The organism is Pseudomonas sp., assembly GCF_030684895.1.
GTDB lineage: Bacteria > Pseudomonadota > Gammaproteobacteria > Pseudomonadales > Pseudomonadaceae > Aquipseudomonas.
The window spans coordinates 1-21,569 of sequence record NZ_JAUXXP010000075.1 but is presented as its reverse complement, the minus strand read 5'-3'; the positions used below and the strand labels follow the sequence as shown (position 1 = coordinate 21,569).

The 21,569-nt window shown below is 59.2% G+C and carries 24 protein-coding genes; 11 read left to right on the top strand and 13 right to left on the bottom strand.

Going from position 1 to position 21,569, the window contains the following annotated elements; genetic code table 11:
- Positions 1 to 227 (top strand): transposase (locus Q8M42_RS16775; protein WP_305284917.1); only part of this gene is annotated, 227 nt, incomplete at its 5' end.
- Positions 228 to 285: 58 nt separating this feature from the next.
- On the opposite strand, the gene Q8M42_RS16770 is transcribed toward Q8M42_RS16775, so the two are convergent.
- On the bottom strand, positions 286 to 1,425 hold the full coding sequence (locus tag Q8M42_RS16770; protein ID WP_304863803.1) for an alkane 1-monooxygenase: 1,140 nt from the start codon (positions 1,423 to 1,425) through the stop codon (positions 286 to 288).
- 237 nt (positions 1,426 to 1,662) lie between these two features.
- Here Q8M42_RS16770 and Q8M42_RS16765 point away from each other — a divergent pair, with 237 nt between their 5' ends.
- The 4 genes from Q8M42_RS16765 (at position 1,663) to ligA (ending at position 9,261) form a co-directional block, all read left to right on the top strand.
- Positions 1,663 to 2,322: a GntR family transcriptional regulator gene (locus tag Q8M42_RS16765; RefSeq protein WP_304863801.1), complete on the top strand. Its 660-nt coding sequence runs from the start codon at positions 1,663 to 1,665 to the stop codon at positions 2,320 to 2,322.
- 12 nt (positions 2,323 to 2,334) lie between these two features.
- Complete coding sequence (gene smc, locus Q8M42_RS16760; RefSeq protein ID WP_304863799.1) at positions 2,335 to 5,823, top strand: chromosome segregation protein SMC; 3,489 nt, start codon at positions 2,335 to 2,337, stop codon at positions 5,821 to 5,823.
- A 182-nt stretch (positions 5,824 to 6,005) separates the two neighbouring features.
- Positions 6,006 to 6,830 (top strand): cell division protein ZipA, encoded by an 825-nt coding sequence (gene zipA / locus Q8M42_RS16755; protein ID WP_275962920.1) that lies wholly within the window; start codon positions 6,006 to 6,008, stop codon positions 6,828 to 6,830.
- 61 nt (positions 6,831 to 6,891) lie between these two features.
- A complete protein-coding gene (gene ligA / locus Q8M42_RS16750) occupies positions 6,892 to 9,261 on the top strand; it encodes an NAD-dependent DNA ligase LigA (protein WP_304863796.1) in 2,370 nt (789 codons plus the stop codon).
- Positions 9,262 to 9,315: 54 nt separating this feature from the next.
- Here ligA and Q8M42_RS16745 read toward each other — a convergent pair whose 3' ends face one another.
- The 4 genes from Q8M42_RS16745 to Q8M42_RS16730 all read right to left on the bottom strand — a co-directional run bounded on the left by Q8M42_RS16745 (position 9,316) and on the right by Q8M42_RS16730 (position 13,407).
- Positions 9,316 to 9,624, bottom strand: a complete 309-nt coding sequence (locus Q8M42_RS16745; RefSeq protein WP_304863794.1) for a TRL-like family protein — start codon at positions 9,622 to 9,624, stop codon at positions 9,316 to 9,318.
- A 259-nt stretch (positions 9,625 to 9,883) separates the two neighbouring features.
- Positions 9,884 to 10,240: a 6-carboxytetrahydropterin synthase QueD gene (gene queD / locus Q8M42_RS16740; protein WP_090241991.1), complete on the bottom strand. Its 357-nt coding sequence runs from the start codon at positions 10,238 to 10,240 to the stop codon at positions 9,884 to 9,886.
- A gap of 105 nt (positions 10,241 to 10,345) precedes the next feature.
- Positions 10,346 to 11,479, bottom strand: coding sequence for a catalase family protein (locus Q8M42_RS16735; RefSeq protein ID WP_304863790.1), 1,134 nt, complete (start codon positions 11,477 to 11,479; stop codon positions 10,346 to 10,348).
- Between the two features lie 53 nt (positions 11,480 to 11,532).
- Positions 11,533 to 13,407, bottom strand: coding sequence for a di-heme-cytochrome C peroxidase (locus Q8M42_RS16730; RefSeq protein ID WP_304863788.1), 1,875 nt, complete (start codon positions 13,405 to 13,407; stop codon positions 11,533 to 11,535).
- Between Q8M42_RS16730 and Q8M42_RS16725 the strand changes: the two genes are divergently transcribed.
- A complete protein-coding gene (locus tag Q8M42_RS16725; RefSeq protein WP_304863786.1) occupies positions 13,406 to 13,543 on the top strand; it encodes a hypothetical protein in 138 nt (45 codons plus the stop codon). The genes Q8M42_RS16730 and Q8M42_RS16725 overlap by 2 nt on opposite strands.
- Before the next feature lie 25 nt (positions 13,544 to 13,568).
- On the top strand, positions 13,569 to 14,036 hold the full coding sequence (locus tag Q8M42_RS16720) for a DUF3429 domain-containing protein (RefSeq protein ID WP_304863785.1): 468 nt from the start codon (positions 13,569 to 13,571) through the stop codon (positions 14,034 to 14,036).
- Here Q8M42_RS16720 and Q8M42_RS16715 read toward each other — a convergent pair.
- Together Q8M42_RS16715 and pnuC are read right to left on the bottom strand one after the other, a co-directional pair.
- Positions 14,004 to 14,555: an AAA family ATPase gene (locus tag Q8M42_RS16715; protein WP_304863783.1), complete on the bottom strand. Its 552-nt coding sequence runs from the start codon at positions 14,553 to 14,555 to the stop codon at positions 14,004 to 14,006. The two genes, Q8M42_RS16720 and Q8M42_RS16715, sit on opposite strands and share 33 nt — an antisense overlap.
- 10 nt (positions 14,556 to 14,565) lie before the next feature.
- Entirely contained in the window at positions 14,566 to 15,132 is a 567-nt protein-coding gene (gene pnuC / locus Q8M42_RS16710) for a nicotinamide riboside transporter PnuC (RefSeq protein ID WP_304863781.1), read from the bottom strand.
- A 148-nt stretch (positions 15,133 to 15,280) separates the two neighbouring features.
- Here pnuC and Q8M42_RS16705 point away from each other — a divergent pair, with 148 nt between their 5' ends.
- A complete protein-coding gene (locus Q8M42_RS16705) occupies positions 15,281 to 16,375 on the top strand; it encodes an ABC transporter substrate-binding protein (protein ID WP_304863780.1) in 1,095 nt (364 codons plus the stop codon).
- A gap of 1 nt (position 16,376) precedes the next feature.
- Here Q8M42_RS16705 and Q8M42_RS16700 read toward each other — a convergent pair whose 3' ends face one another.
- Complete coding sequence (locus tag Q8M42_RS16700) at positions 16,377 to 16,592, bottom strand: DUF2970 domain-containing protein (RefSeq protein WP_275962929.1); 216 nt, start codon at positions 16,590 to 16,592, stop codon at positions 16,377 to 16,379.
- Positions 16,593 to 16,735: 143 nt separating this feature from the next.
- On the opposite strand from Q8M42_RS16700, the gene Q8M42_RS16695 reads away from it, so the two are divergent.
- Positions 16,736 to 17,146, top strand: a complete 411-nt coding sequence (locus Q8M42_RS16695; RefSeq protein WP_304863776.1) for a hypothetical protein — start codon at positions 16,736 to 16,738, stop codon at positions 17,144 to 17,146.
- Here Q8M42_RS16695 and Q8M42_RS16690 read toward each other — a convergent pair.
- The 4 genes from Q8M42_RS16690 to Q8M42_RS16675 form a co-directional block, all read right to left on the bottom strand.
- Complete coding sequence (locus Q8M42_RS16690; protein WP_305284904.1) at positions 17,027 to 17,692, bottom strand: hypothetical protein; 666 nt, start codon at positions 17,690 to 17,692, stop codon at positions 17,027 to 17,029. The genes Q8M42_RS16695 and Q8M42_RS16690 overlap by 120 nt on opposite strands.
- Before the next feature lie 2 nt (positions 17,693 to 17,694).
- Entirely contained in the window at positions 17,695 to 18,267 is a 573-nt protein-coding gene (locus Q8M42_RS16685; protein ID WP_304863773.1) for a DUF2589 domain-containing protein, read from the bottom strand.
- 61 nt (positions 18,268 to 18,328) lie between these two features.
- A complete protein-coding gene (locus Q8M42_RS16680; RefSeq protein ID WP_304863769.1) occupies positions 18,329 to 18,991 on the bottom strand; it encodes a DUF2589 domain-containing protein in 663 nt (220 codons plus the stop codon).
- A gap of 79 nt (positions 18,992 to 19,070) precedes the next feature.
- The gene (locus Q8M42_RS16675; protein ID WP_160014328.1) at positions 19,071 to 19,454 is read right to left on the bottom strand and encodes a Mor transcription activator family protein; all 384 of its coding nucleotides are present in this window, start codon (positions 19,452 to 19,454) and stop codon (positions 19,071 to 19,073) included.
- A gap of 165 nt (positions 19,455 to 19,619) precedes the next feature.
- On the opposite strand from Q8M42_RS16675, the gene Q8M42_RS16670 reads away from it, so the two are divergent.
- Complete coding sequence (locus Q8M42_RS16670) at positions 19,620 to 20,174, top strand: pesticin C-terminus-like muramidase (RefSeq protein ID WP_304863764.1); 555 nt, start codon at positions 19,620 to 19,622, stop codon at positions 20,172 to 20,174.
- Positions 20,175 to 20,233: 59 nt separating this feature from the next.
- Here Q8M42_RS16670 and Q8M42_RS16665 read toward each other — a convergent pair whose 3' ends face one another.
- The gene (locus Q8M42_RS16665; RefSeq protein ID WP_304863761.1) at positions 20,234 to 20,692 is read right to left on the bottom strand and encodes a hypothetical protein; all 459 of its coding nucleotides are present in this window, start codon (positions 20,690 to 20,692) and stop codon (positions 20,234 to 20,236) included.
- A 186-nt stretch (positions 20,693 to 20,878) separates the two neighbouring features.
- Between Q8M42_RS16665 and Q8M42_RS16660 the strand changes: the two genes are divergently transcribed.
- Positions 20,879 to 21,262: a hypothetical protein gene (locus tag Q8M42_RS16660; RefSeq protein WP_304863758.1), complete on the top strand. Its 384-nt coding sequence runs from the start codon at positions 20,879 to 20,881 to the stop codon at positions 21,260 to 21,262.
- The last annotated feature ends 307 nt before the right edge of the window (positions 21,263 to 21,569 follow it).

Here is a 21,569-nt window from a genome sequence, read left to right as displayed (position 1 = left end):
TGCGCCATGCGCGGGACAGTGATCTGCCACCACTGCAGCGCTTTGCCCGAAACCTCAAACGCTATGCCCGAGGAATCCTCGCCAGTGCGCGCTTCCGCATGCATACCAGCCTGCTGGAAGGGGTGAACAACCGCATCAAGGTGATCAAGCGTATGGCCTATGGCTTCAGGGACTCGGACTACTTCTTCCTGAAAATCAAGGCCGCCTTCCCCGGGAAAGCGCGATGAACCATAAAAAACGCCAAGGGTGAGGGCCCTTGGCGTTTTTTATTTGCGGTGATTGCGCTTAAGAGTGGGTCAGCTGCGAATCAGTCAGTTGGTGTTCTTCACCGGCGTAATAAGCACGTACCCGAGGGTCCATCACCGCGCGCCACAGCGGCGGAAACAGGGCCAGGACGATCATCCCGGCATAGCCGTTGGGCAATTGCGGGCTGTCGTCGAAATGGCGCAGCACCTGGTAGCGGCGTTTGGCATAGGCGTGGTGATCGGAATGGCGCTGCAGATGGAAGAGAAACAGGTTGGTCAGGAGGAAGTTGCTGTTCCATGAATGCGTCGGATTGGTGCGCTCGTAGCGGCCGTTCTCCAGCTTACGCCGGTGCAGGCCGTAGTGCTCCACGTAGTTGACGATTTCCAGCAGGGTAAAGGCAACCACCGACTGCGCGACAAAGAACAGCGCGCCGAGCCAGCCGAAGGCCAGGCTGAAGCCCAGCAGAAACAGCGCACTGATTGCGTACCAGCCAATCAGCTCATTGCGCCAGTGCAGCGTGGGCAGGCTCTTGCGCTTCAGGCGTTCGGCTTCAAGCTTCCAGGCATTGAGGAAGTTGTGCACATAGGCGTGCGGCAGGAAGGCATACAGGCTCTGGCCGTAGCGCGAAGAACTGGCGTCTTCCTGAGTTGATACGTGGACATGGTGACCGCGTACATGCTCAATCTTGAAACCGCCGTAGCACACGGCTGCCAGCAACAAGCCACCTGCGTTCTGCTCCAGCTGTGGGTCCTTGTGGATAAACTCATGGGCCACGGTAATGCCGATGGCGCCGGTGACCGTGCCGACCGATAGCACCCAGCCGAGCTGACCAATCCAGCTCCAGGCCTCATGGTTGACGAATACCCAGCCGGACCAGCCGAGCATGCTAAGCAAAGCCGGCACGGTGATTAGGCTGAGCAGGCGGTAGTAACCCTGTTGCTCCATTTGCGGCACTTGCACCGCCTCGTCGGGGTTGGCTGGGTCGCGGCCAACAATAAAATCCAGCAACGGGATAACGCCGAACACCACCAGCACCACCAGCCAGGGCCAGGCGTTGGCGTATTGGCTATTTAACGACCAGTAATAGCTCAATGGGATGCCTAATACAGGGATCAACCAGAACCAGTAGCCGATGCTTTTAATCACAAGCATCCAGTTGGAGGGCAGGCGTTCGAACATGGTGGCTCCGTACTTATTATTGTTGGAGTAGGGTGTTGGTTGGATTGTAGGACAATCTGTGTTGCTGCCCATCCCCTGGCAGCCCACCTTTTGGTTTGAAAGCAGAGCGCTGGTGGCCTTGGCCCGGTAACACCCTGTGTTACACTCGCGCCGGCGTTCAACCGCTCAGGCCAAGCCTGGCGCGGGTTTAGCCGCTTTAAGCCCCTCCAATAGGTCAGATAGAGCCTAAGGATCATCATGACGTTCAAGGCACCGGATAGCCTCGCTGAGCAGATCGCCCATCACCTTGCCGAACGCATCATTCGTGGTGAGTTGAAGGCGCGTGAGCGAATTCAGGAACAGAAAGTCACCCAGGCGCTGAATGTCAGCCGGGGTTCTGTGCGTGAAGCACTGCTGATTCTTGAGCGCCGCCACCTGATCGTGATCCCGCCGCGTCGCGGAGCCCAGGTCGCGGAGCTGACGCCGCATAACGTCAAGAGCCTGTACGCCCTGGTGATGGAGCTGTACATCCTGCTGGGCAAGGCGGTGGCGGATAGCTGGCAGGTCGAAGCTGATCTCGGGCCGTTCCTGGTGATTCAACAGCGCCTGCAGGACAGCCTGCAACGCGAAGACATCAACGGCTTCGTCGAAAGCAGTTTCGACATCATGCGTGCCGCCTTCCCGTTCTCCAATAATCCCTATCTGCAGGAAACCGTGGAGAACCTGCTGCCGGCCATCAGCCGCACTTATCACCTGGCGCTGGAGCGGCGCAAAGGCGAGATGAGCCAGTTCCTCAATACCTTTGCCGCCTTGCTGCAGGCGATCATTGCCCGTGACCACCAGGCCATCCGTGAGGTATTGCTGGGTTACGGTGAGCACAACTGCCAGCTGGTGCTGGCCGCACTGGCCGACGCTTAAGGAAGGCTGTCTATGCGGCTCAAGTGCATCAAGCTGGCTGGTTTCAAGTCATTCGTTGACCCGACCACGGTGACCTTCCCCAGTAATATGGCGGCGGTGGTCGGGCCGAACGGCTGCGGCAAGTCGAACATCATCGACGCTGTGCGTTGGGTGATGGGCGAGAGTTCGGCGAAGAACCTGCGTGGCGAGTCGATGACCGACGTCATCTTCAATGGCTCCAATACCCGCAAACCGGTGACCCAGGCCTCCATCGAGCTGATCTTCGACAACTCCGACGGCACCCTGACCGGTGAATACGCCGGCTACAACGAAATCTCGATCCGCCGCCGGGTCACCCGCGACAGCCAGAACACCTATTTCCTCAACGGCACCAAGTGCCGGCGCCGCGACATTACCGACATATTCCTCGGCACCGGACTGGGCCCGCGCAGCTACTCGATTATCGAGCAGGGCATGATCAGCAAGCTGATCGAGGCCAAGCCGGAAGACCTGCGCAACTTTATCGAAGAAGCCGCCGGCATCTCCAAGTACAAGGAGCGTCGCCGTGAAACTGAAAACCGCATCCGCCGCACCCATGAAAACCTCGCGCGCCTGACCGACCTGCGTGAAGAGCTGGAGCGCCAGCTCGACCGCCTGCACCGTCAGGCCCAGTCGGCGGAGAAATATCAGGAATACAAGGCCGAAGAGCGTCAGCTCAAGGCTCAGCTCACCGCCCTGCGCTGGCAGGCGCTGAATGAGCAGGTCGGTAGCCGCGAGGCGGTGATCAGCAACCAGGAAGTCAGCTTCGAAGCCCTGGTTGCCGAGCAGCGCAATGCCGATGCCAGCATCGAACGCCTGCGCGATGGCCACCATGAGCTGAGCGAGCGTTTCAACCTGGTGCAGGGCCGTTTCTACTCGGTGGGCGGCGATATCGCGCGTATCGAACAGAGCATCCAGCACGGCCAGCAGCGTTTGCGCCAGTTGCAGGATGACCTCAACGAAGCCGAACGCGCGCGTCTGGAAACCGAATCGCACCTTGGCCACGACCGCACGCTGCTGGCGACCCTGGGCGAAGAGCTGGCCATGCTTGAGCCTGAGCAGGAGCTGACTGCCGCGGCGGCCGAAGAGTCCGCCGCCGGGTTGGAAGAATCCGAAACAGCCATGCACGGCTGGCAGGAACAGTGGGACAGCTTTAACCAGCGCAGCGCCGAGCCGCGGCGTCAGGCCGAAGTGCAGCAGTCACGCATCGCCCAGCTGGAGCAGAGCCTGGAGCGCCTGGCCGAGCGTCAGCGGCGCCTTACCGATGAGCTGCAGCAACTGGCGGCTGACCCGGAAGATGCGGCGATTATCGAGCTGAGCGAGCAGATTGCCGCTGGCGAAATCAGCCTGGAAGACCTGCAGCTGGAAGAACAACAGCAGGCCGAACGCCTGCAGCAACTACGCAATGACCTGCAGCACAGCGGTCAGGCCCAGCAGCAGGCGCAAGGTGAGTTGCAGCGCCTGAATGGTCGTTTGGCCTCGTTGGAGGCTTTGCAGCAAGCGGCGCTTGATCCCGGCAAAGGTGCTGGCGACTGGCTGCGCGAGCAGCAGCTGAGCGAACGTCCGCGTCTGGCCGAGGGCCTGCGGGTTGAGGCCGGCTGGGAACTGGCGGTGGAAACCGTGCTGGGTGCCGATCTGCAGGCCGTGCTGCTGGATGATTTCCAAGGCTTGGATTTTGCCGGCCTGACTCAAGGCGATCTGCGCCTGGCCAGCCCGAGCAAGGGCGGTGCGCGGGTGGCGGGTAGTTTGCTGGATAAGGTCGAAGCCAACGTCGATCTGGCGCCTTGGCTGGCCAAGGTCAAGCCGGTGCAGAGTCTGGATGAAGCACTGGCCGCACGCTTGAGTCTGGCCGAAGGCGAAAGCCTGATCAGCCGTGATGGCTACTGGGTGGGTCGGCACTTTTTACGTGTGCGCCGCGCCAGTGAAGCGGAAAGCGGTGTGCTGGCCCGTGGTCAGGAGATCGAGCGGCTAAGCCTGGAGCGTGATGAGCGCGAAGCCGCATTGGCCGTGCTGGATGAGCGCTTGATCCATCTGCGTGAAAACCAGCGTTCCCAGGAAGAACAGCGCGAGCAGCAACGCCGCCAGGCGCAGGATCAAGCGCGTCACCTCGGCGAGCTGAAAGCCCAGCTGTCCGCCGGGCAGGCCAAGGTCGAGCAACTGATCCTGCGTCGCAGTCGTCTGGACAGCGAGCTGCTGGAGCTAGGCGAACAACGCGAAATCGAACACGAGCAACTGGGTGAGTCACGCCTGCAACTGCAGGACGCCCTGGATGCCATGGCGACCGACAACGAGCAGCGCGAAGGCTTGTTGGCCCGCCGCGACAGTCTGCGCGAACGCCTCGACCGCGTGCGCCAGGAAGCCCGCCAGCACAAGGATCATGCCCACCAGCTGGCCGTGCGCCTGGGTTCGCTGAAAGCCCAGCATGACTCCACCCGCCAGGCTCTGGAGCGCCTAGAGCTGCAGGCCGAACGTCTGCATGAGAAGCGCGAGCAACTCAACCTCAATCTGGAGGAGGGCGAAGCACCGCTGGAAGAGCTGCGTATAAAGCTCGAAGAGCAGCTCGACAAGCGCATGGCGGTGGAAGACGAACTCAAACTGGCGCGCCTGGCCTTGGAAGATGCCGACCGCGAGCTGCGCGATGCGGAAAAACGCCGGACCCAGGCTGAGCAGCAGGCGCAGTTGTTGCGTGGCCAGTTGGAACAGCAGCGCATGGATTGGCAATCGCTGACCGTGCGGCGCAAGGCGTTGCAGGATCAGTTGCTGGAAGACAATTACGACCTGCATGGCGTGCTGGCGACTTTGCCAGCTGAAGCCAGCGAGAAAGCCTGGGAAGAAGAACTGGAGCGCCTGGCTGCACGGATTCAACGTCTGGGCCCGATTAACCTGGCGGCCATCGACGAATACCAGCAGCAATCCGAACGTAAGCGTTACCTGGATGCGCAGAACGCCGACCTGGTGGAGGCGCTGGATACTCTGGAGAACGTCATTCGCAAGATCGACAAGGAAACCCGCAACCGCTTCAAGGAAACCTTCGATCAGATCAACGGCGGCCTGCAGGCGCTCTTCCCGAAAGTCTTTGGTGGTGGCAATGCTTATCTGGAACTGACCGGCGAGGACCTGCTGGATACCGGCGTGACCATCATGGCGCGCCCACCTGGCAAGAAGAACAGCACCATTCATTTATTGTCCGGTGGGGAAAAGGCGTTGACTGCCCTGGCCCTGGTATTTGCCATCTTCAAACTCAATCCAGCGCCGTTCTGCATGCTCGATGAAGTGGATGCACCGCTGGATGACGCCAACGTCGGGCGCTATGCCCGGCTGGTAAAAGAGATGTCGGAAACCGTGCAATTTATCTATATCACCCACAATAAAATCGCCATGGAAATGGCTGATCAGTTGATGGGCGTAACCATGCACGAGCCCGGTTGTTCGCGATTGGTGGCCGTGGATGTGGAGGAAGCGCTGGCCTTGGTTGAATCATGATGGCCAGGGCGGTGTAAAGTTATCTTTCGTCGTGCTAGCTTAATGCGCATTGTTATTAGACGTGGCGTTATAACTCAGGGAAAGGCCTGGCAGAACATAGGCTTGGCGTCGCGGAAAAGAATTAGCAAAATGGCCCAGGAAGGCCTTTTTCATCACATTTTTATTAGGGGTTAAGGTATTTCATGGAATTCGGTCTGCGCGAGTGGCTGATTGTCATCGGCATTATTGTGATTGCCGGCATCCTGTTTGATGGCTGGCGGCGGATGCGTGGTGGTAAGGGCAAACTCAAGTTCAAACTTGACCGCAGTTTTGCCAACCTGCCGGATGATGACAGCGATCCTGATCTGCTCAGCCCGCCGCGGGTTATTGATCGCAGTAACGAGCCGGCTTTTGATGAAGAAGACCTGCCATCGCTAAGCGCGCGTGAGTTGAATCGTCGCCGCAGTGGTGAGCCGCAACAAGGCGACCTTAATCTGGGCCTGGAAGAACCTGTACCGACGCTGCTTAACCCGGTCGATGACGACGTGGTCAAACCCGCCAGTCAGGCCAAGGAAAGCAGCAAGGAATTGCCACCGGTTGAAGAAGTGCTGGTGATCAATGTCATCGCCCGCGATGAAGAAGGCTTCAAAGGCCCAGCGCTGTTGCAGAATATTCTGGAAAGCGGCCTGCGTTTTGGCGAGATGGATATTTTCCATCGCCACGAAAGCATGGCGGGCAATGGTGAAGTGCTGTTCTCCATGGCCAATGCGTTGAAACCTGGCACCTTTGACCTCGACGACATTGAAGGTTTCAGCACCCGCGCCGTGAGTTTCTTCCTCGGTTTGCCGGGCCCGCGTCATCCCAAGCAGGCTTTTGATGTGATGGTGGCCGCCGCACGCAAACTGGCCCATGAGCTGGGTGGCGAGTTGAAGGATGACCAGCGCAGTGTGATGACCGCGCAAACTATCGAGCACTACCGCCAACGCATCGTCGAATACGAGCGCAAGCAACTGACTAATAAGCGCTGATTTAATCGATGAAATACCAAGAGCAGCCAAGGCTGCTCTTTTCGTTTGAGAGCACACCGCAATGACCGACGCCTCGATTGCTGCCCAGCGCATTCTGCAACTGCGTGCCGAACTGGATGGGCATAACTATCGCTATCACGTACTCGATGAGCCGAGTATTCCTGACGCCGAATATGACCGCCTGTTCCATGAGCTGAAAGCCCTGGAAGCCGAACACCCAGAGCTGGTCACGGCCGACTCACCGACCCAGCGCGTCGGCAGCCTGGTGCTTTCTGCCTTTGGTGAGGTCAGGCACGAAGTGCCGATGCTTAGTCTGGGCAACGCTTTTGAAGAAACCGACCTGCTGGATTTCGACCGCCGGGTGCGTGAGGGGCTGGACCTGCCGGCGGGTGATCTGTTTGGTGGTGGCGCCGAGGTTGAGTACAGCTGCGAGCCCAAGCTTGATGGCCTGGCCGTCAGTCTGTTGTATCGCGACGGCCTGTTGGTGCGTGGCGCGACGCGTGGTGATGGCAGCACGGGCGAGGACATCAGCGTCAACGTGCGCACCATTCGCAATGTGCCGTTAAAGCTGCAGGGCGAGGGCTGGCCGCCTGTGCTGGAGGTGCGTGGCGAAGTCTTTATCTCCAAGGCCGGTTTCGAGGCGCTGAATGCGCGGCAGCTGGAGCAAGGCGGCAAGACGTTTGCCAATCCGCGCAATGCCGCTGCCGGCAGCCTGCGTCAGCTGGACTCGAAGATCACCGCCAGCCGTCCGCTGGAGTTCTGCTGCTACGGCATCGGCCAGGTGCAAGGCGAGCTGCCACAGACCCATATCGGTATCCTTGAGGCGCTGAAGCAATGGGGCATGCCGATCAGCCGTGAGTTGAAACTAGCCAAAGGTGCCGATGAATGCCTGGCCTACTACCGCAGCATCGGTGAGCGTCGTGAGTCGCTGGCTTATGAAATCGACGGCGTGGTGTTCAAGGTCAACAGCCTGGCCTATCAGCGTGAGCTGGGCTTTCGCGCCCGTGAGCCGCGCTGGGCGATTGCCCACAAGTTCCCGGCGCTGGAAGAGCTGACCGAGCTGCTGGACGTGGAGTTTCAGGTTGGCCGTACTGGCGCGGTTACCCCGGTCGCGCGCTTAAAACCGGTCAAGGTGGCGGGTGTCACGGTATCCAACGCGACGTTGCACAATATGGATGAGGTGGCGCGCCTGGGGGTGATGATCGGCGATACGGTGATTATCCGTCGCGCCGGCGATGTGATTCCGCAGGTGGTGCAGGTAGTGCCTGAGCGGCGCCCAGTGGATGCCAGGCCTGTGCAGATCCCTGAAAGCTGCCCGGTGTGTGGTTCGCACGTCGAGCGCACCCAGCTGGTCAAGCGCAGCAAGGGTAAGGAAACCTTCAGCGAAGGCTCGGTGTACCGCTGCGTCGGCCGCTTGGCCTGTGGCGCGCAGCTCAAGCAAGCGATTATTCACTTTGTCTCGCGCCGCGCCATGGATATCGAAGGCCTGGGTGACAAAACCATCGAGCAGTTGGTTGATGAGCAGCTGATCGCCTCACCGGCCGATCTGTATCAGCTCAAGTATGAGCAGATCATCAACCTGGAAGGCTTTGCCGAGGTGTCCAGCAACAAACTGCTGCAGGCCATTGCCGACAGCAAGCAACCGAGCCTGGCGCGCTTTATCTACGCCCTTGGTATACCCGATGTGGGTGAGGAAACTGCCAAGGTGCTGGCCCGTGCGCTGGCCTCTCTGGAGCGCGTGCAGCAGGCCTTGCCGGAAGTGCTGACCTACCTGCCGGATATCGGTCTGGAAGTGGCCCATGAGATCCACAGCTTCTTTGCTGACAGCCATAACCAGCAGGTGATTGCGGCCTTGCTGGCCAGCAATGAATGTGGCTTGCAGCTGCAGGAACAAGGCGAGCTAAGTGCAGAATTCAGTGCCAGCACCACCCTGGCCGGGATGCTCGATAAGCTGAATATCCCCTCCGTCGGTCCCGGTGGTGCGCAGAAGCTGGCAGATAGGTTTGGCAGCCTTGAGGCTGTACTGGCGGCTGACTGGCTGGATATGCGCCAGACCTTGCCCGAGAAGCAAGCCAAGGCGGTGCGCGAGTTTTTTGATGTACCGGTCAATGCCGAGCGGGCACGCGCCATCGAAGCACAGTTGCGGGCCTTCGGCATGCACTGGCAGAGCGAGAAGAAAGTGATCGAAGGCTTGCCGCTGGCTGGGCAGACCTGGGTGCTGACCGGCACGCTGGAAGTGATGAGCCGTGATCTGGCCAAGGAAAAGCTGGAAAGCCTGGGGGCCAAGGTCGCCGGTTCAGTCTCGGCGAAAACCAGCTGCGTGGTGGCAGGACCGGGGGCGGGCTCGAAGCTGGCAAAAGCCAGTGAGCTGGGTGTGCGGGTGATTGACGAGGCGCAGTTCTTGTCAGCCTTGGCAGGCTACGGCCTCTAGACGAGCGGGTTTTCTGTACTGCCCCCAAATAAGGTTTGGGGGCAGTAGGGCAACTTAGTTACCGGTTACGTTCACGCAGGTTTCGCCGAAGAACGGGTAGAAGCCTTTGGTGTGGTAATCAGCGGTAGCGATGGTGCCGATGTTGCCATTGGCCTTGGCGGCAGCAATGGATGCGTCGCCTTTGTTGATCAGACCAATGATGGTGGTGGCGCAAGCAGTGCCGGTTTTGTTGCCGGAAGCGGTAGTGGCAGTGATCGGGCCTTTGACGTCGGTGATCAGGCCAACGCTGACTGGCGACAGACCAGTGGCGCAACCGCTGAGCAGGGTAACCAGGCCGGCAGCCAGAGCAATTTTCTTCAACATGTTGTGATTCCTTTTCGCTTATCCATAAGAAGCTTTACCCATCCAGGTAAAGTGCCCCGGCACCCTAAAGCAGCGTTCGGGCAATAACAAGTTCGCCTGCTGTTTTTCAAACCGATTTCAAAATTATGAAATCTTTCAGTGGATTTTTCCTCAGCCGTTGTTATTGCGCTCAGCACAATTGATTCGCCAGTCCAATGGTGAGCGGTGAGGTGCAGGGGGCGGTTGCCTGGCACTTCGACAGGCACCAGGGGAGGTGTGATCAGTCGCCGCGGTATTCGCAGCCACTGGTGCAGGTTTCGTGGATACGGATACGCGAGAGCTCTGGCAGCAGCGGCTTGAGTTGCTGCCAGATCCACTTGGCCAGCACTTCACTGGTGGGATTTTCCAGGCCAGGAATATCGTTCAGGTAGTTGTGGTCGAGTTGCTCGTAGAGCGGCTTGAAGATCGCCTTGATCTCGGAGAAGTCGCGAATCCAACCGGTGTAGGGGTCAACCTCACCTTCGATATACACCGCGACCTTGAAGGAGTGGCCGTGCAGGCGCCCGCATTTGTGCCCTTCGGGGACGTGAGGCAGGCGGTGCGCGGCCTCGAACATAAACTCTTTGAACAATTCCACGGTCTTTCTCTCAGGTGGTACGCGGCAAACAGCGTGTTTAGCAAGGGTCGAATATTACCAGTTCAATGGCGGTTAACCGAGTAGCACAGAGAATTGGATACAGTTTTATGGCTGATTTCGCTCCAACCTATAGATGCTCACGGCCTCATAGACCGCCTTGCGCAGGCGGTTGATACCGCCAATCGGACGATGCTCGGGCAGCGCATGCCAGGGATTGAACGACAGGTTGTCGCAGAACAGGTTCTGCTCGCGGCTATCAAAATCCTGCGCCGGCACCTTGATGGTGGCGACGGTTTCAAACGGCGAGATGGCTTCGCTCCACTCAACGCTAGGGTCTTCGATGGGCATGTAGTACTCGGCGTTTTGCCGCTGCACTTGCAGGGCAAAGCAGGCCGGTACGCGGTCCAGCGACAGCTGCTGGTACAGCGCATTGCGCAGGAAATTCGGCAGATCCTGGTTCTGTGCAGGCAGCTGATAGTCCGGGCAGGCTTGCGGTTGAGGAATGACCCGGTACTTGATGTTGTGCTCGCCCAGTTTGAAGGGTGCGATGGAGTTGTAGGTGGTCGCCACCGGTGTTTCCGGGGCAGAGGACAGCGTTTTCAGGGCGATGATCAGGTGGCGGATTTCCCAGGTGCTGGGGTTCCAGCTGGGGAAGAAAGCCAATACCTTTTGGCCGTCAGCCTGGGCGGCGAAATTGCTTTTGTACTCGGCTACATCGCGCACGAAAAAGGCCGGGTGATTGAACATCACAAAATCCTGCTCGCTGGCGTGCTGCGGACTTTGCGTTAGTTTTTCACCGGGTACATCCAGCAGCTTGATCGCCATGCCGCGTGCATCGCGAGCTCGGTCGAACTGCGGGTAGGCATTGCCGTTGGACAGGCGCATCCAGGCCTGCCAGGTCTTGCCTGGTTCGCTGAGTACGCCGCGTTGCAGGCTGCTGTCGATATCGGCACTGACGGTGACTTCCGCCTTCATGCAGCCATGCGCCTTGGCGTGGGCATCGCGCAGTACGCGGGTATTGTCGCGGTGCTGCTCGACCACACGGATGGCATCTTCGATGATGCCCTGGGTCAACGCAGCTTCATCGGCCGGGATCTGTTCTTCAGTGGAAACCGGGCCGGAGAATTTCCAGCCGCAGTAGGCCGCGCCGATGGCCCAGCCGCCAATACCAATGGCCAGTAAGAGCACCAGCAACTTGCCCAGTACGCGGCCAAGCCAGAGCCAGAGTCGTTTAAACATGCGGTCAATTCCTTTTAATTATTCTCAGTGTGCGATTACAGGCGCTGTGTGTTTCAGTTCTGGCAAGACGGGCCGGGCGTCCACTCCTTGGCGGCAACAGGCTGTAGCTGTTGCTCCAGAGCCGGGTTGCCCAAGACCTTGAGGTACTCGATCAGCGCCCAGCGTTCTTCCGGTTGCAGGGCGCGGCCGATTACGCCGTCCTCACGGCAACCCGCACGGAACTCATGGCCACGGTTGCTGTTGCCGGTGACCTGGGTATCGAAGTGGAAGCCGCCGGTGAATTTTTCACTGTTGTAGCCAATCTGTTTGGGGTTGAACTCGAAGTTGCCCACCCAGAACTGGGTTTGCCGCTCCGAGACGGGAGAGAGCAGTTGGAACAGCGTCGGCACCGAGCCGTTGTGCAGGAACGGCGGCGTGGCCCAGATGCCATCCAGCGGGCGCGCCTTGTAGCCGCGTTTTTCCTGCACGCCAATCGGCAGGCCGAAACCGTCCATGCGCCAGCGTTCACGCGCGGAAATGCCGGCATCCTGATAGGCGCGGTTTTCCACATAGGCGGTGACATAGGCCAGGGCCTTGGCGCTGGAGATACTGCGCATGTCGATATCGTCCAGCGTGGCGCCAAACAGGCGCACATCCAGCTTGCTCAGCTCGGCCTTGGTCCAGCCCAGTTTGCTGATATCGAAACGGTGGTCGGCGATATTGTCCGCTGTGGTCGGGTCGGTGCCGACGATCGAGGTTGGGATCACGCGCATGCGCCATTCGGGGTTACGCGAGGGGGCAAAGCTATCCTCAGGCTTTTTCGGGTCGGGGGCGTGGCAGTAGGCGCAGTTCTCGGTAAACAGCGCGCGGCCACGGCTGGCCAGCGGCAGGTCGACCTTGCCGAACACCTCTTCCGGCCAGGTGGGCGGTTGCAGTTGTTTGAGGGTTTCTTCCAGGGTGAACAGGTCGCGCAGGCGCACGCTGGAGGCATAGCGCTCGGCTTCGGCAACCGGATGGCCCTCGGTATTGAGCAAACGCAAGGTAGCGCCGACGCCCAGGGCTTCGCCGACGTTGCGGGCCATAGGCTGCATGGCTGAGCCGTTCCACTGCACCCAGTCGAATTTCCAGATATCCCAGACCTGCGGGTAGCTCACCGGCGCATTGGCAACGCGGTAGTTGCTCGGATCGATGGCATCACCGAACACGCTGTTGGCAATACGGCCAAAAGCATCGGTACGACCAAAGCCTTCCTCAGTTGGGTAAAGGCCGCGGTGCCAGTCATTGAAAGCGGTACCTAGCAGGCGGTCGAGCACCACCTTGAAGTCGCGGCGCAGTTGCGCTTTTTGACTGCTGTATTCATCACCTAGCACCTGTTTGGCGAAGCGGCTGAATTTCAGCGGGTTGTAATAGGTGAAGGCCATGCTCATGCCGAGCGCCTGGCCAAAGCTGCCGCCGCGCACGGTGGGTACGGTGGACGCCAGCGAATGCAGCGCTGCGCCGCCGTCGATGCGCACAGCCTGGCCCTTGTAGCGCAATTCGCCGGTGTGGCAGGCGGCGCAGCTGATATCCAGAAAGTTATCGCCAGTCTCGGTATCGGCATGCCGAGCAAAACCGACCGGCAGGTTGCCGGGATTCAGCTGCGTAGGTTGTTGGGCGGGGTCGACGAGGAAGCCAAAGCGCGCAAGATAGTCGGGTGTGGCGAACTTGCTACTGCTGAATGGCAGCTCCAGAGCGCTGAACCATTCATAACGCAGGCCTTTAACCTGAGTACCCTGGGGGGTGTAGTAGTAAGTCTGGCGTTCTGCTGCTGACCACTGATCAAGGTAGTGCAGCTTGTCAGGCTGTTGGTAGACCGGCAAGTTGGGGTTGGCGATGAAATACAGGGCGACCACCAACCCGACCACCAGCAACAAAACAAGGCCATACAGGGCCCGACGGAGAATGCGCATGGATACTTCCTTGTGGCGTTTTTTATTTGCTGGATTTATGCCTATTGGCGCAGTCGATGGCAAGCAGCCATTACTACGAAACCCAGGAAATAGCCTTCTTTTTGGTCTGAAGATGGCTATACAGTGCGGTTTATGACGAAATAATCCACAGGAGTGAGTGCATGCATCCTTTTGACGCGCCGCAGCCGCCTAAATTGGCGATGTTGCTGGGTTATGCCGGGCTGGTGCCGTTTGTCACCGGGGCATTGGGCATTTGGGTGACGCCAGAGGGCTGGCGAGTGGTGGTTCTGGCGGCCCTGCTGGACTATGCCGCGGTGATCCTGGCCTTTATGGGGGCGATTCATTGGGGACTGGCCATGCGCGCGGAAAATGCTGGTGAGTCGGCGCAGATACAGCTGGGGCTATCTGTAGTGCCGCCATTGTTGGGGTGGCTGGCGATCAGTGGCGGCATGCCAATCAGCCTGGCCTTGCCTCTGTGTTTGCTGGCGTTTGGTGGCTTGTATGCCGCCGACGTGCGCGCGGTGAAACTGGGCCTGGCGCCGCAGTGGTATCCCAGCCTGCGCCGGCCGTTGACGATTATCGTCTGCCTGAGCCTGCTACTGGCCTGGGCCAGTGTGCTGCTGCGTTGAGTTGAGCCAGTGCGCCACTGCCGTCAGGGTCTGCTCACGGCGCTGCGCCCAGCCGCCCTGAATACACTGCAGCGGCTGTTGATGTAGCCGCAACCAGTGCTCGCACTGCTGGTAGAACGCCAGGCGCTGGGCCAGCTCTGGCTGGCAGCGCTGGCCATCGTCGACCCAGGGTACATCGACCGGGTCGAGTAACAGGTGCAGGTGGTAATCGCGTGCGAGCAAGGCTTGCTCGATCCAGGCAGGACAATCACCAAACAATTCGCGGCTCCAGAGCAGATTGCTCAACAAGTGAGTATCGAGGATCAGCAACTCGGGGCGCGCCGCCCTGGCCTGGTCTTCCCAGGCCAATTGGCCCTGGGCGATGGCGCTGATATCGGCGTAGCAGGTGTCGCGCTGCTCACGCTCGATAAAGTGCCGCACGTACTCGCCAACCAGCAGCCCACCAAAGTTCGCCTGGATATGCCCGGCCAACCAGCTTTTGCCGCTGGACTCCGGCCCGGTGAGCACCAGTACTTTCATGCTTGAGCCTTCATGCGTTGACCAAGGCACGATCGCGGCGCCAGGTCAGCCAGCCGTTGACCGCCAGCAGGGTAAACAGCCCATAGAGCGCCGCCGTTGGGTACAGCCCCTGCTGCACAAACAGCGCAACAAACAGCAGGTCGAGGACGATCCACAGCGGCCAGCATTCAACGCGTTTCTGCGCCATCCAGACCTGGGCAACCAGGCTGAAGGCGCTTAGCGCCGCATCCTGCCAAGGCGCGGCAGCGTCGGTGAACGTAGCCATCAGATAACCGAGCACCAGTGCGCCGACTGCACCTGTTGCTAAGCTGATCAATATGCCTTGCTGGCTAAGCCTACTGACCTGTACTCCGCTATGGCTGCTGCCGCCGCGCGTCCATTGCCACCAGCCGTAGCCTTGCAGCACGGCGTAAACGCCTTGTAGCAGCATGTTCGAGTACAGCTTGCCGTCATAGAAGATCCAGGCGTACATCAGCACCATCAGCAACCCCAGCGGCCAGCACCAGCGGTTTTGCCGCACGGTCAGCCAGACGGCCCAGACACCCAGGGCTGAAGCGATGATTTCCAGAGGCGACATAGAACACCGGTGTGAGAGGGCGGGATTGGCTGGCGATTGTAGCGATTGTGCTGTGCGCCGTCTTGGCTGCCAGGCCACGCTTGGCGGCTAGATGGCTAATGGCTATGGCTTTACCGATATACTCCGCGTCCCTTTCAGGAGGCATGGCGTGCTCAGGTCTGTTTTAAGCGTTATTGGCGCAGTCTGCTTGCTGGCGTTTGGCTTGGTAACCCAGGCTGTCGCAGAAAACTCGCGTGCGTCGGTGGTTTTCCTCAATCCGGGCTTTTCCGATGAGCCATTCTGGGTGGGTTACAGTGATTTTATGCAGGCGGCGGCCAATGATCTGGGCATGCAGTTGCAGATCATCTACGGCGAACGCAACCCGCCGCAGCTGTTGGAAAAAGCCCGTAGCGTGTTAGCTCGCGACAAGCAGCCGGACTACCTAGTATTCGTCAACGAAATGTATATCGCGCCGGAATTGCTCAGGCTGTTTGCCGATAGCCCGATCAAGCTGTTTTCCCTGCACAGCACCCTTACACCTGAGCAGCAACAGCGCATTGGCGCCTCGCGTGAGCAGTACCGCAACTGGATTGGCAGCCTGATTCCCAATGATGAGCAAGCCGGTTACTGGATGGCCAAGGCCCTGATCGCCAAGCTGGAGGGCAAACCCGGCAGCCTGCTGGCCTTTGCCGGAGTGCGTTACACACCATCCTCCAGCCTGCGCGAAGACGGCCTGCACCGCGCCTTGCGCGAGCACCCGGAGATCAAGCTACAGCATACGTTGCAAGGCGAGTGGAAGCGCCAGCGCGCCTATGAACAGGCGCAGCTGATGCTGCCGCGCCATCCCCACGTGCAGCTGGTGTGGTCGGCCAATGATGAAATGGCCTTCGGCGTGATGCAGGCCGCGCAGGAGTTGGGTAGACAGCCTGGCAAGGATATTTACCTGTCGGCGCTGAACAATTCGGATGAGGTGCTGCAGGCCCGTATCGACGGCAAAATTGACGTACTGGTCGGTGGGCATTTCACCCTGGGCGGCTGGGCCATGGTGATGCTGCATGACTACCATGCCGGGCTGGATTTTGCTGAGCGCGGCGGTAAGGACCGGGTTGATCAGCTGTTCAGCCTGCTGGATGCCAAACAGGCTGCGCACCTGAAAAAGCGCCTTAAGGTACCTGGCTACGGTTTGGATTTTCGCCAGTTCAGCGCCGTATACCACCCACAGATCAAGGACTACGGCTTCTCCATCAACCCATTGTTGCAGTAACTCAGACGCCTGCCAGGTGCAGCACCAGCTTGACGATGCCGAAGATCACCAGCACAAAGACAGCGGTGAACAACACACCGAGAATGATGAAGTGGCTGGGCTTGCCGCGTGAGAAATCGCGGCTACGGTTCTTCGCGCTTTGCACACCGAGCGCTGCGCTCAGCACGCTTTGCAGCATCTCCCATAGCGTCAGCGGTTTGTTTTCCTCTTCGCTCATGTGCCTCTCCGTTACTCAGACTGACTGCTTGCTTAGTAAAGCCTAACCGCAGGCTAGGCGTTTGCCGTGGAAACGACTCCTGCTGAAGTTGCTTCAGTACCGCCCCCTAGGCTGAGACTCCATACCTAGCGAGGGGCTTTATCATGAGCAAGTCGGTAATTATTAACACCAGCGAGCGGGGATGGCTGGATAAAGCCATCCGCATGCGTCTGGTCTTTGGCGCAGTGGAGCTGGTCGACGATGCGAACACCGGCGTGCAGCCGGAGGATATCGAAGAGCTGCTGGAACTGATTCAGAAGCACCAAGGGCATCACAGCGGCCGACTGCGCACCGTATTGGGGGTAAGTGTGGGTTTGTGCCTGTCGTTGATGGGGTTGTGGATGATCCACGCCGCAGCTACCGATCCTGGTGCAACCAGTGAGTTATGGGTGCTATTAGCCGGCGGCGTGTTTATGGCGTTCTTCGGCGGCTTGGGGGTGTTCTACGCCTTGGGTCAGCGTTGGAGAATCAGCGCCAGCAGCGGCGACCGCAACATGACCTTGGGCTCCGACTAAGGGTTCGGTGCCGTGGCCGCTGGTTACGGCGCTGTTCTCACCGCGCATCAGGTCTTCGAGCAGGGTTATCAAACCGGCGCAGACCAGCAGCAGGCCCCAGTTGAATGCTGCCGTCTGTATATGCCGCAGCAGGCGCATCCATTCGGTCTGCGTCTGTGGTATCCAGATAATCGGCAGCATAAATCCCAATAGCGCCACCATGGCATAAGACATCAAGCGGATAAACGTCTGCGGTGGTGGCGATTGCTGTTGCATACCGTAGACCACAGTGGCGACCACCAGGATGCTGGCCGACGCGGATAGCACGAGGTCGGCGCGGGCATGCAGTACATCGAACAGCACCGCTTCGAATTCCTTGCCAGCTGACGTATCTGGATGCAGCACCAGCGCCGCGCCGATCAACTGCACAAGTGCGCCGCCCAGCCAGGGGGCCAGTAACAGTGGATAGCGCTGCAGCAGGGCTGGCATCGCGAGGCTACGACGCCAGAACAGCAACCAGGCTATCGCGCTGAAGCTATACACCAGGCTTATCGCCACGCTGTGCATGATCAGGGCGTGGCAGGTTGGGGTGCTGTCGGTTCGCCTTCAATCACGGCTGGCGTGGGTTTTGCCAGGCGAATCGGGCTGATCAGGTTGGTGTACTCCTCGATCAGCCGATGCACCGCCTCCGGTGGCTCACAGGCCTTGAACTCCATGCTGATGGTGATTTCATCCGGGTCGCGTTCCTGCCCCTGGCGTTTTTCACGGCCGAAGGTGACAAAGAACCGCTCGCTTTGCAGTTCGCCGTTTTCCAGGGCGTGGCTGGCTTTTTCGAGCTCGGTGCCGTGCATCTTGACCGAGAGATCGACCTTCATGCTTTCCAGCCCCAGACCGCGCGGTGCGACCAGGGCGATCAGCGGGATGTTCATGGTGTGTTGTTCATCCAGGCTAACTTCCACCATTTTCGCCTTCATGGGCGTACCAAGATCGTCCGGGTTGTAGTCAAAAAACTGGTCAAACAACTTGATGTACTGCTGGGCGACCAGGTTGTGGGTCGCCGCTGCCGCTTGATGCAGGCCGCGGGTGATATGGCTCAAATCACTGGCGCTCATCGGTTCTTTCTTGCTGGAAAACAGTGCCATGGGTGGACTCCTCGCTTACTGATCTAAGGAAGACCCCGCCGAAGCGGGGTCAGAATTGCGCTTACTTCTTGGCTGTAGCGTCATCAGCGGCGGCTGGTTTCGGCGATTCCAAGATGGCGTCAGTGGGCAATGGATCAGTTGCAAGCGTGGCCTTCTCGCTGGGCATCAACACCGGCTTGGTTGCTGCGTCAGTGAGGAAGTCGATCACCCGCATCAGCGCTTCAGGTGGGTCCTGACGGGCAATCTTGGTGCTGATGGCGTAGCGCGCGCGGGTGTCGGTTTTACGCGTCTGGGTCGACTTGTGGCTGACCGAGCCCTTGACCGAGACACTGAACGGCCCCCAGCCGAGCTTGGCCTCGAAGCTGCCTTCGCCAGCTGTTTCGCTGGTGTCCTCAGCCTGCTGGCTGATGGTCAACTCGAAGTCGATGGAGCCTTCTTCGATGGTGATGTTGGGATGGCTGATGGCGGCCAGCAGCGGGATGCGCATCTTCTTGGTGACGGTGCCCTTGTAAACGCCGTTTTCGTCAACCAGGGTTTCGTCGTAGTCGAACTGCACGGACACCGCTTTGCCGTCTTTGATGCACACCGCCATCAGGAAGTCGGCATAGGCTTTGCTCGCCTGCACCTGAGCCGTGATCATGGCCTGCAATGGCCCTGAAATCATGCGATCGAGTGGCAATGCGTTGATGACGGAACCGATCAGGCCGGTATCAATCTGGGACATAGTCAATCTCCTTATCGTATGCGCGAAATGCGCAGTCTCAGGCTATGGAGCCTCGTAATTGAGGTTCAGCAGGAACTACTTACCTATGAGTTTCATGCTCTTGGCGGCGGATGTTGCCGATCTGTCGCAGGCTCAGGCCGTACTTGTCAGCCAGGGCGCTGCGCGACAGACCATCCGAGCTTTGCTGGACGATCTGTAGGTTGCGTATCTGTCGACAGAAGTGGTCGGCTTTGGGGATCTCGATAGCGATTCCTGCATAACGCTCGATCAGAGCGTCCAGCGCTTGTGGCGGCAGGAGCAGGGCTAGCGAGGAGCGGGCAGGGTATTTGGGAATGTATTTGGGACGGCCGCCGAATGCGCAGGTCAATCGGTATGCGCTTTCCAGACCGATACACTCGATCAGTTCCTGCAGTGAGTGGGGCAGTAGCTTGATGTCGACCTGTTGCAGGTCATTCTCGTCCATGGGGTCCTCCTTGTTGTCTCGTGGACTGCCAAGGATGCTAGGAATAGGACGGCATGTTTTTTCAGCAGGAAATATACCCCCCTGAATGCGCGTGGAAATGCTTCAAGCTGATATGCATGTGCTGCCGGTGATCGACTGCCAATCCCCATATTCGGAGGATTGCACATGTCTCACTACTCGATTTACTTCAGCTTTATCGCCAACCTGGAAGGTGGGCCGGCGACCAAGGGTTATGTACCCGATGCCGGCAATAGCCGCAGCGGCGTGACCATTGCAACGGGGTTTGACCTTGGGCAGCGCAAGCTGGCTGATCTGCAGGCGCTGGACCTGCCTGATACCTTGCTTGAGCGTTTACGTCCCTACCTTGGCCTGACTGGGCAGGCGGCCGTGACGCAGCTGGCTACACAGCCGCTGAGCATCACTGCGGCAGAAGCCGAGCAGATTGATGAAGCCTACAAGGAGCCCTTTATCAATCGCTTGGCGGCCAGTTATGCCAAGTCCGGAGGTGGCGATTTTGCCCAGTTACCGGCGCAGATGCAGACTGTTATCGCCTCAGTGGCCTTTCAGTACGGTGATCTTGCCTCGCGCACGCCGAACTTCTGGAAACAGGTGGTGGCCCATGACTGGAACGCCGCCCATAACAACCTGCTGAACTTTGGTGACCGCTACACCAGCCGGCGGCGCCAGGAAGCCGAGCTGCTGGCTCAGGCAATGTGCTGAACAGCACACTGCCCAGCCGCAAGGCTGGGCAGTTATGGCGCTTATTGCAGGGGCAATGATTACTGGCAGGGCTGCACCAGCAGCAGGCTGACACTGCCCATCTGAGCACTATCGGTTGCCTGCGTGTGTTCGGGCAGGCTGCGCCAGTCCACCTTCAGGCAGATTGCCGTCAGCGCCCGCGGACCTTCAGTGCCGACCACGCGGGGCGCAAAATCGCGGCGGTATAGCGCCTGTGAAGCGTTGTCCGGTTTTACACTGTGGGCGTCGCTCAGGGTTGTGCTGACCAGTTCGGGGATCAGTTTCATGGGCAGCGTGAAGCGTGCTTGCGCACCGTCCTGGTTGAAATAACCGGCGGCTCGGGTGCGTTGCCAAAGCTGTTGCCATTGGCTGCTGCCGGCCCCGGCCGCGAGGGACTGGCCATAGGCTTTGAGGGTGGTTTCAGGCAGGTTTTCTGTACTCATGGCATGGCTCAAACTGCTGGCCAGGATCAGCAGGAAGGACAGGTTGCGTATCAACATGATCAAGCTCCAGAGGGTAGTGGAGCTGGCAAGGTGCCCGCGTCATCGGCAGCTGTTCAGCGGGAAATACTGCCCATCACGCAGGCCTTCAGATCGCTGCGGAAGTATTTCCTGCTGTAGCGCAAGGTGGCAGGGCGCTGAGATAGGCCTGCCAATTGGCAGCTATTTCATATGGAGAGACCTGATATGCCCACGTTGAATCCAGCCATCACGCTTGCAGGCAACCTCGCCGATTTCAACCATGATGGTTTTGAGATCGAGGCGATAAACTTCCTTTTTGACCGCCTCGATCGCGGCAACCTGACGGTTGACGGCGATGCCCTGTACATCGGGCAGCAAGCGGTACACCACTACACCTGGCGCGACAAAGGTCGCAACCGCACCTGCTCGATGTTTTTCACCTACGGTAATACCCCCAGTCATTTAACGGTTTATGGTTTGGGCAAGCACTGCGGTGACAGTGACAAGGAGTACAAGCTGTACACCTGGGTCGACAAAAAGGAACAGCTTTACACCCTGGAGCCGACGCGCAGTGACTCGCGCTTTCGCTCATTGTTAGCGCCAAACTGAGCCTGGATAAGCGCTCCTCTGGAGCGCTTTCTATTGCGCCTCACTGACAGCACGTCGTGGCCGCGGCAGCAACTCTCCGCTATTGCACGGGATGTTTACCCTAAACCTTTTCTATCAGGCGTTTAGCCGTGCAGCTTCTCAATTGTGGATGCCTTGTGTAAGGTTCGCGCGACAGCAACCGGTGGTCAGAAGTTCAGGATGAGCGGCCGGTTCTGTGAGGTAGGTCACGCGTCGTGCGAGTGATGGCAACTCGCCATGTGTTCTAATGCGCGCCGCATTTTCCTCTGTTAATCCGCTATTCAAAGGA

Coding starts and splice junctions, on each gene's coding strand:
- Q8M42_RS16730 (WP_304863788.1), bottom strand. CDS start 13,407: ATGCGCATTCTCCGTCGGGCCCTGTATGGCCTTGTTTTGTTGCTGGTG.
- Q8M42_RS16700 (WP_275962929.1), bottom strand. CDS start 16,592: ATGAGCGAAGAGGAAAACAAACCGCTGACGCTATGGGAGATGCTGCAA.
- Q8M42_RS16685 (WP_304863773.1), bottom strand. CDS start 18,267: ATGGCACTGTTTTCCAGCAAGAAAGAACCGATGAGCGCCAGTGATTTG.
- Q8M42_RS16670 (WP_304863764.1), top strand. CDS start 19,620: ATGTCTCACTACTCGATTTACTTCAGCTTTATCGCCAACCTGGAAGGT.
- Q8M42_RS16690 (WP_305284904.1), bottom strand. CDS start 17,692: ATGCACAGCGTGGCGATAAGCCTGGTGTATAGCTTCAGCGCGATAGCC.
- Q8M42_RS16675 (WP_160014328.1), bottom strand. CDS start 19,454: ATGGACGAGAATGACCTGCAACAGGTCGACATCAAGCTACTGCCCCAC.
- smc (WP_304863799.1), top strand. CDS start 2,335: ATGCGGCTCAAGTGCATCAAGCTGGCTGGTTTCAAGTCATTCGTTGAC.
- Q8M42_RS16745 (WP_304863794.1), bottom strand. CDS start 9,624: ATGTTGAAGAAAATTGCTCTGGCTGCCGGCCTGGTTACCCTGCTCAGC.
- Q8M42_RS16735 (WP_304863790.1), bottom strand. CDS start 11,479: ATGTTTAAACGACTCTGGCTCTGGCTTGGCCGCGTACTGGGCAAGTTG.
- zipA (WP_275962920.1), top strand. CDS start 6,006: ATGGAATTCGGTCTGCGCGAGTGGCTGATTGTCATCGGCATTATTGTG.
- Q8M42_RS16770 (WP_304863803.1), bottom strand. CDS start 1,425: ATGTTCGAACGCCTGCCCTCCAACTGGATGCTTGTGATTAAAAGCATC.
- Q8M42_RS16720 (WP_304863785.1), top strand. CDS start 13,569: ATGCATCCTTTTGACGCGCCGCAGCCGCCTAAATTGGCGATGTTGCTG.
- ligA (WP_304863796.1), top strand. CDS start 6,892: ATGACCGACGCCTCGATTGCTGCCCAGCGCATTCTGCAACTGCGTGCC.
- Q8M42_RS16695 (WP_304863776.1), top strand. CDS start 16,736: ATGAGCAAGTCGGTAATTATTAACACCAGCGAGCGGGGATGGCTGGAT.
- Q8M42_RS16725 (WP_304863786.1), top strand. CDS start 13,406: ATGGATACTTCCTTGTGGCGTTTTTTATTTGCTGGATTTATGCCTATT.
- Q8M42_RS16680 (WP_304863769.1), bottom strand. CDS start 18,991: ATGTCCCAGATTGATACCGGCCTGATCGGTTCCGTCATCAACGCATTG.
- Q8M42_RS16715 (WP_304863783.1), bottom strand. CDS start 14,555: ATGAAAGTACTGGTGCTCACCGGGCCGGAGTCCAGCGGCAAAAGCTGG.
- Q8M42_RS16765 (WP_304863801.1), top strand. CDS start 1,663: ATGACGTTCAAGGCACCGGATAGCCTCGCTGAGCAGATCGCCCATCAC.
- pnuC (WP_304863781.1), bottom strand. CDS start 15,132: ATGTCGCCTCTGGAAATCATCGCTTCAGCCCTGGGTGTCTGGGCCGTC.
- Q8M42_RS16660 (WP_304863758.1), top strand. CDS start 20,879: ATGCCCACGTTGAATCCAGCCATCACGCTTGCAGGCAACCTCGCCGAT.
- Q8M42_RS16665 (WP_304863761.1), bottom strand. CDS start 20,692: ATGTTGATACGCAACCTGTCCTTCCTGCTGATCCTGGCCAGCAGTTTG.